The 7722-nt window shown below is 69.3% G+C and carries 4 protein-coding genes and 1 pseudogene; 1 reads left to right on the top strand and 4 read right to left on the bottom strand.

Features of this window, described 5'->3' with window-relative positions:
• Positions 1-275: 275 nt before the first annotated feature.
• The 3 genes from HUU95_RS04000 to hemH all read right to left on the bottom strand — a co-directional run bounded on the left by HUU95_RS04000 (position 276) and on the right by hemH (position 3611).
• Complete coding sequence (locus tag HUU95_RS04000; RefSeq protein ID WP_254602606.1) at positions 276-1619, bottom strand: serine hydrolase domain-containing protein; 1344 nt, start codon at positions 1617-1619, stop codon at positions 276-278.
• Positions 1620-1855: 236 nt separating this feature from the next.
• The gene (phbB, locus tag HUU95_RS03995) at positions 1856-2578 is read right to left on the bottom strand and encodes an acetoacetyl-CoA reductase (RefSeq protein WP_174278922.1); all 723 of its coding nucleotides are present in this window, start codon (positions 2576-2578) and stop codon (positions 1856-1858) included.
• 16 nt (positions 2579-2594) lie between these two features.
• Positions 2595-3611, bottom strand: coding sequence for a ferrochelatase (hemH, locus tag HUU95_RS03990; protein WP_174278921.1), 1017 nt, complete (start codon positions 3609-3611; stop codon positions 2595-2597).
• A 249-nt stretch (positions 3612-3860) separates the two neighbouring features.
• Here hemH and HUU95_RS03985 point away from each other — a divergent pair, with 249 nt between their 5' ends.
• On the top strand, positions 3861-7232 hold the full coding sequence (locus HUU95_RS03985; protein WP_217429765.1) for a S41 family peptidase: 3372 nt from the start codon (positions 3861-3863) through the stop codon (positions 7230-7232).
• A gap of 68 nt (positions 7233-7300) precedes the next feature.
• On the opposite strand, the pseudogene HUU95_RS03980 reads toward HUU95_RS03985, so the two are convergent.
• Positions 7301-7722, bottom strand: a pseudogene (locus HUU95_RS03980) (hypothetical protein); the annotation flags it as partial.

The raw sequence follows: 7722 nt of genomic DNA, 5'->3' as shown, positions 1-7722 counted from the left end.
GCTCGCCGGCCGCGCGATCGAGCGCGACGGCTCGGCCACGTCCGCCGATCGGGGGCGGTGCTACCGCTAGCCGCAGACGCGGCCCCGCCCGCGCCAGTGCGTCGCGGACGCAGGTGACGCCGAACCCGTCCGACGACGCGGCTTCGGCGCTCCCAATTTCCAGCTTTCGCGAGAGCGAACGAGTTCCCCGCGTAGCGTATCGGGGGGCATGGGGCCGGCGCGCGTAGGCGCTGGCCCCATGCCGTGTCCTCCTGCTTCAGGATGTAGCGCCGTCGTCAGCTGATCGGCGCGGCCATGAACTCTTCGATGCGGCCGTTCGAGCCAGGCTCGGCGCGGATGGTGACGAGTAGCTTGCGGCTGCCGAAGTCGAACACGAACCGCTCGCTGGTGAACCCGCCGCGAAGGCCCGATTGCGTCTGCACCACCGTTTTCGGGTTGCCCAATGGTGCCAGGCCGGCCCGATACTCCGCGAGCTTCAATGGCGAGAGGTAATAGGCACCGTTCGCCGTCAGCTGGGCACGATCAAGCCGACCGCCGCTGATCATCGCATACAGCGCCCGCGCCCGGGCGACACCGCTGCTGTCCGCGAACAGCAGACCCTGGATCGCGTCGGCGATGGTGAAGTGTGCGTTGCCGAAATCGCCGTTGATCGCGACGACGATCGCCGTGCCATCGTCGGGGAAGATGCGGTTCTCGGTATAAAAGCCTTCGTCGCCCCCATTGTGCTGGATCAGGCGATGGCCGTTGACCTCGCTCACGAACACTCCAAGACCATAGCCGGTGCCGACCCCGTTCGCGAGCACCACCTCATGCTGCTGCGCGGCATAGGCTGCTCGCGACATGACGCTTTGCTTGATGACGGAGATGTCCCACCGGGCGAGATCGGCGGCGGTCATCGCGAACTGGCCGGCGGCGAAGCCCCAGCCAGTGCCATGCTGGTCGATGGCATGCACCGGCCCCAGCCCGTCCCTGCCATATCCCGCCGGATCGGCGCGGGTGAGCTCGCTGTCGCTCGCGACCGGATGCATGCCCGTCCGGGTGAAGACATGATCCTTGAGGAAGGTCGCCAGCGATTGGCCGGACACCAGCTCGACGATGCGCCCGGCCACGACATAGCCCGTATTGGAATATTGCCATTGGGTGCCGGGTTCGAAATCCAGGGGCGCTTTCGCCCAGCGATCCAGCGTCGTCGTCGGCGTGGTGGGCCGCGTCATGTCATCGAACAGATAGTCCTGCGGCCAATAATCGCGATAGCCTGACGTATGGCTCAGGAGCTGGCGGATGGTGACATCGTTCGCCCTGGTCAGATCGGGGAGGTATTTGGCCACCTTGTCGTCGAGCGACAGCTTGCCCTCGTCGACCAGGATCAGGACCGCCGCGGCCGTCAGTTGCTTGCCGACCGATGCGATCGAATAGCGCGCATCGGTGCGCGCTGGCTCGCCGGCACGCTGGAACCCATAGGCCTTGGTGTAGACGATCGCGCCATCCCGGACGATCGCGATCGACGCGGCGGGAACCCCGGTATCGGCGAGTGCTTTCGCGGCCGCCTGATCGATCGTGCTGATCTGATCGGGCGAGAGCGACTGGCCGTTCGCCGGGACCGCGCCAGCAAGAGCCATGGCCGCAAGCAACACCAGCTGTTTGCCTGATCTCATATCGCTACACCCCCGTGTTGGCGTGTTAGCTGATCCAACATGGATGAAGAGTCCAGCAGGGAAAGGGTCGCGGCGGAGCCGCGTCCTGACGTCGGACGGGCTTGTCGGCTTGCGCCGCCAACCCGCCGGCCGAGCCGGGCGCCGGTGCGCCTGGCTTCGCCTCGCGCACCGGCGCGGGCGTGGCCGCGCCTTCGCCTCGACTAATACATATGCTGCCCCCCGTTGATGCTCAGCGTCGACCCCGTCACGAACCCCGCCGCCTCGCTCGCCAGGAAGGCGACGCCGCGCGCGATCTCGTGCGCGGCGCCCAGCCGCCCCACCGGGATGCGCGCGACGATCTTGTCCAGCACGTCGCCCGGCACGGCGGCGACCATGTCGGTGTCGATATAGCCGGGCGCGATCGCGTTCACGGTCACGCCGAATTTGGCGCCCTCCTGCGCCAGCGCCTTGGTGAAGCCGTGGATGCCGCTCTTGGCGGCGGCGTAGTTGACCTGGCCGTACTGCCCCGCCTGGCCGTTGATCGAGCCGATGTTGACGATCCGCCCCCAGCCGCGCTCGCGCATGCCTGGGAACACCGCCTTGGCCATGTTGAAGCAGCCGCCCAGATTCGTGTCGATGACCTCTTTCCACTGCTGGGAGGTCATCTTGAGGATGGTCGTGTCGCGGGTGATGCCGGCGTTGTTGACCACCACGTCGACCGGCCCGATCTCGTCGGCCACCTGCGCGCAACCGGACTGGCAGGCGTCGAAGTCCGCCACGTCCCATCGATAGGAGCGGATGCCCGTGCGCCGGGTGAACTCGTCCGCCCGCGCGGCATTGCCGGCATAGGTCGCCACCACCTGCATCCCCTCGTCGCGCAGCATCGCGCTGATCGCCTCGCCGATCCCGCGCGTACCACCTGTCACGATCGCCACTCTCGCCATGGTGTCCTCTCCTGCTTCAGGCGAGGCTAGCAGCGTCCACCCACCCTTCAAGTTCCCGCGCGAGCATCGCCCGCAACATCGCGATCCCCGGGGCCGAGTCGTTGAGGCAGGGCAGATAGGCGAAGTCGGTGCCGCCGGCCGCCACGAACGTCTCGCGCCCCCGGATCGACAGCTCCTCCAGCGTCTCCAGGCAATCGGCCGAAAAGCCCGGCGCCAGGATCGCGACCCGGCGCGCGCCCTCGCCCGCCAGCCGCGCCAGCGTCTCGTCGGTCGCGGGGCCGAGCCACTTGGCGGGGCCGAACCGCGATTGGAACGCGACCACCAGCTCGCGCCCGAGCGCCGCCGACAGTAGCCGCGCGGTCTTCTGGCAATGGCAATGATAGGGGTCGCCCAGCTGGAGCGTCCGCCGGGGCATCCCGTGGAAGCTCGCCACCACCGCGTCGGGGGCGAACGGCAGCGACGCGAGGCCTTGCTCGACGCTGTCCTTAAGCGCGGCGATATAGCCCGAATCGTCGTGATACGGCGGCAACGTCCGGATCGCCGGCTGCCAGCGCATGCCGGCCAGCGCGGCGAACGCCTTATCGTTCGCGGTCGCGGTCGTCGCCGCGCAATATTGCGGGTAGAGCGGCGCCAGCAGGATGCGCTCGCACCCTTGCGCCTTCAGCGCCGCGAGCCGCTCCGGGATCGACGGCCGCCCATAGCGCATCGCCCAGTCGACGCTCACCCCCGCCCCGAACGCGCCCTGCAACGCCTCGCACTGCCGCTTGGTGATCGCGGCGAGCGGCGATCCGGCGTCCGTCCACACCTGCCCATAGGCATGCGCCGACTTGCGCGGCCGCGTCGTCAGCACCGCCCCCCGCAGGATCGGCTGCCACAGGATGCGCGGCAGCTCCACCACGCGCCGATCCGACAGGAACTCGGCAAGGTAACGCCGCACCGCCCGCGTGTCGGCGGCGTCGGGCGTGCCGAGGTTGATGAGCAGCACGCCGATGCGCGGCTGGAGGATGGCGGGATGGTTGGCGGGTGGTCTCATCGACCTGATGTAGCCGCTTGGCGGGAAAGAAGAAGGCGTTTGGCGGAGGCGCGGAGAAGGAGGCCGGCACGGATGACATGGGCTCGCTCGCAGGATCGGCGTGATCCGTTCATCTTTCCCCGGACAACGCCTGAGCCCCCGCCGAGGCCCGCTTCCTCGATCTGCACCGGCAACTTTGCTGGGTGCCTGCTTGACAGGGTGAGGTCGACAGGCTGGATATCAGCTAATCAGGCGCCAAGGGGGATGAGCGTGCGGAGATGGGTGACGATGCTGGCCGGCGCGGCGTTCGCGACCGGCGTTTCCGCGCAGACGGCGCCCCTCCCGCTGCTGCTCCAGCATCCGAGCCTGTCCGCCACCGCGATCACCTTCGCCTATGGCGGGGAGATCTGGTCGGTGCCGCGCGCCGGCGGCCGCGCGACGCGGCTGGTGTCCGGCCAGGGCCAGCTCGATCGGCCGATCTTCTCGCCCGACGGCAGCCGCATCGCCTTCACCGGGCGCTATGACGGCAACACCGATGTGTATGTCGTCGCCGCCATCGGCGGCACGCCCAAGCGGCTGACCTGGCATCCGGGCACCGACATGGCGCTGGGCTGGACGCCGGACGGCAGGTCGATCCTGTTCCGCTCGCCACGCGCGACCCCGCGCGACCTGGACCAGCTCTACCTCGTGCCCGCCGCCGGCGGCGCGCCGACGCCGCTGCCGCTGCCGTCGGGAGAGGAGGGCGCCTATGCGGCGGACGGCGCGACGCTGGCCTATTCGCCCGTCCAGCAATGGCAGCCCGCCTGGAAACGCTATCGCGGTGGCCAGACGGCGCGGATCTGGCTCGCTAATCTCGCAAATTCCAGCGTGGTCCCGGTGCCGCGCGCGAACAGCAACGATCGCAACCCGATGTGGCTGGGTGGCCGGCTGTATTTCCTGTCCGATCGCGACGGGCCGACCACGCTGTACGCCTTCGACCCGGCCACCAAGGCGGTCGCGCGCGCCGTCGACAATGCGCGCGGCTTCGACATGGCGTCCGCCGGCGCGGGGCCGGGCGGCATCGTCATCGACCATTTCGGCCGCCTGGAGCTGTTCGATCCGGCGACGGGAAGCCTGAGCCAGGTGCCGGTGACCATCGACGCCGACCTGCCCCAGCTCCGGCCGCATTTCGCCGCGATCAAGGCGGACGAGATCAAACATGCGTTGCTGACCGGCAGCGGCAAGCGCGTGGTGTTCGAGGCGCGCGGCGACATCCTGTCGGCGCCCGCCGACAAGGGCGACATCCGCGACCTGACCCAATCCCCGGGCGCCGCCGATCGCGATCCCTCGCCGTCACCCGATGGGCGGCAGGTCGCCTATTTCTCCGACGAGGGCGGCGAGTATGCGCTCCACGTCCGCGCCGCCGACGGCATCGGACCCGATCGCCGCATCGCGCTCGGTGGCCCACCCTCCTTCTTCTACGATCCGATCTGGTCGCCCGACTCGAAGAAGATCGTGTTCCACGACAAGCGCCTGAACCTTTGGCTGGTGGACCTCACCCGGGGCACGCCGAGGAAGGTCGACACCGACCGGTTCGACAGTCCCGCCTTCCGGTTCGATCCCGCCTGGTCGGCCGACAGCCAGTGGATCGTCTACACCAAGCAATTGCCCAACCATCTCCACGCCGCCGTCGTCTACTCGCTCGCGGCGGACCAGACGCACCAGGTGACGGACGGTCTGAGCGACATCATCTCGCCGCGGTTCGACCGGTCGGGCAAGTATCTCTACTTCGCGGCGACGACCAGCACGGGGCTGGGCGCCGGCTGGCTCGACATGTCGAGCCTGGGCCGCGCGGTGGACGGCGCGACCTATGTCATGGTGCTGCGCAAGGACCTCCCCTCCCCCGTCGCGCCCGAGAGTGACGAGGAAAGCGCGGCCGACGAGCCCAAGCCCGGGCCCAAATCCACCAGCAAGCCGCCCCGTTCGGCCACCCCGCCGGCCACGCCCACCGCCGCGCCAGCGCCCACCGACACCAGCACCGCCGCCGAGAAAACGCCACCGCCCGGGCCGCCGACGGCGGTGCGGATCGATTTCGACGGGCTCGACCAGCGCATCCTGGCACTGCCGATCCCGCGCGCCAACATCGTCGAGGTGGAGACGGGCGGCGACGGCATCGTCTACACGCTGACGATCCCCGCCGCCGAGACCGACGAGGATTATCTGGACAGCGAGAAGGACGGTCCCGACCGCACCGTCTTCCGCTTCGACATGAAGGACCGCAAGAACACCAAGCTGGTCGACGGGGTGAGCGCGGACAGCTTCTCGCTCTCCGCCGACGGCGCGAAGATGCTGTTCGCGAAGAAGGGCGGCTGGATCGTCGCCGATGCGGCCAAGGAGCCCAAGGAGGGCGAAGGCGCGCTCAAGCTCGACGACATGCAGGTATGGATCGATCCGGCGGCCGAGTGGCGGCAGATGTATCATGAGGTGTGGCGGATCGAGCGGGACTTCTTCTACGATCCCAACCTGCACGGGCTCGACGCCGCCCGCGCGGAGGCGCTCTACGCGCGCTACCTGCCCGGCCTTGCCGCGCGGCAGGACTTCAACGTCCTCTTGGAGGAGATGACCGGGCACATCGCCGTCGGCCATACCTTCATCAGGGGCGGCGCATTACCGGATCAGCCCAAGGCCAAGGTGGGGCTGCTCGGCGCCGACTTCGAGGCGGTCGACGGCCATTGGCGGATCGCGCGCGTGCTGGCCGGCGAGAACTGGAACCCCAAGCTGGTCGCGCCGCTCAGCCAGCCCGGCGTGAACGTCCGCGCGGGCGAGTTCGTGCTGGCGGTCAACGGTCGCCCGGTGAACGCGTCGGCCGAGATCTTCCAGGCGCTTGACGGTCTCGCGGGCAAGCAGACGGTGCTGACGGTCGGCCCCACCGCCAACGGCACCGGCGCGCGCCAGGTCACGGTGGTGCCGGTCGCGAGCGAGACGGCGCTGCGGCTGCGGAGCTGGATGGAAGGAAACCGCCGCGCGGTGGACCGGTTGTCCGGCGGCAAGCTCGCCTATGTCTATCTGCCCGACACCGCGAGCGGCGGCTTCGCCAACTTCAATCGTTACTATTACGCACAGGTCGGCAAGCAGGGCGCGATCATCGACGAACGCTTCAACCATGGCGGCGACATCGCCGATTACATCGTGGAGCAACTCCGCCGCACGCCGCAGATGGTCAACGAGACCCGCGAGGGCGACGACGTGATCGAGCCCGCCCAGGCCATCTACGGCCCCAAGGTGATGGTCATCAACGAGATGTCGGGATCGGGCGGCGACGCGCTGCCCTGGCTGTTCCGGAAGAACGCCGTCGGCCCCCTGGTCGGCAAGCGGACCTGGGGCGGGCTGGTCGGCATCGGCGGCTATCCCGCGCTGATGGACGGCGGGTCGGTGACGGCGCCGCGCTGGGCGCTCTATGGCACGGAGGGGCAATGGGAGGTCGAGAATATCGGAATCCCGCCCGACATCGACGTGGAGCAGGATCCGGCGCTGGTCCGCGCCGGCCACGACCCGCAGCTCGAACGCGCCGTCGCCGAGGCGCTGGCGTTGCTCGCCGCGCATCCCGCCCCGACCTTCGCCAAGCCGCCCGCACCGGACAAGAAGCCGATCCTGCCGCAATGAACGCGCGTCGGCGATGACCGTGCCCGCAAGGTAATGGCTCGCCCGTTCGACCGGCGGGCGCGCGCTTGCTACCCGCCTCCGATACGGGCGGCGAGGCGTTGGCCTGACAGCCATGCCGCCTCGACCCGCGGCCCCAGCAGCCAGTCGCCGCAGACGCCGAGCCGCAGTTCGTCGTCCCACAAGGCGCCCTGGTCGAGCGTGCCGGACTTGGCATAGCGCCAGCGATGGGCGGCGCTCGTCAGGAGGGTGGGGAGGTCGGCCCCGATCCGCGCCGCGAACTCGCGCAGGATCGCCCGTTCGACGGCGGCGGCGTCGTCTTCCAGATGCGCGCGTGACCAGTCCGCGCGCGCCTGCAGCACCCAGGCTTCGAGCCCCGCCCGGCCGGGCTTGGCCGAGTTGCGGACCGCCGGGCTGGTGCAGACATAGGTCGGACTCGGGTGCGGCATGGTGAGGACCGGTAGCCCGGGACGGCAGGCGGCCAGGATCGCGG

Source organism: Sphingomonas bacterium (assembly GCF_903643065.1).
Lineage (GTDB): Bacteria > Pseudomonadota > Alphaproteobacteria > Sphingomonadales > Sphingomonadaceae > Sphingomonas.
This window is presented reverse-complemented; position numbering and strand designations above follow the sequence as displayed.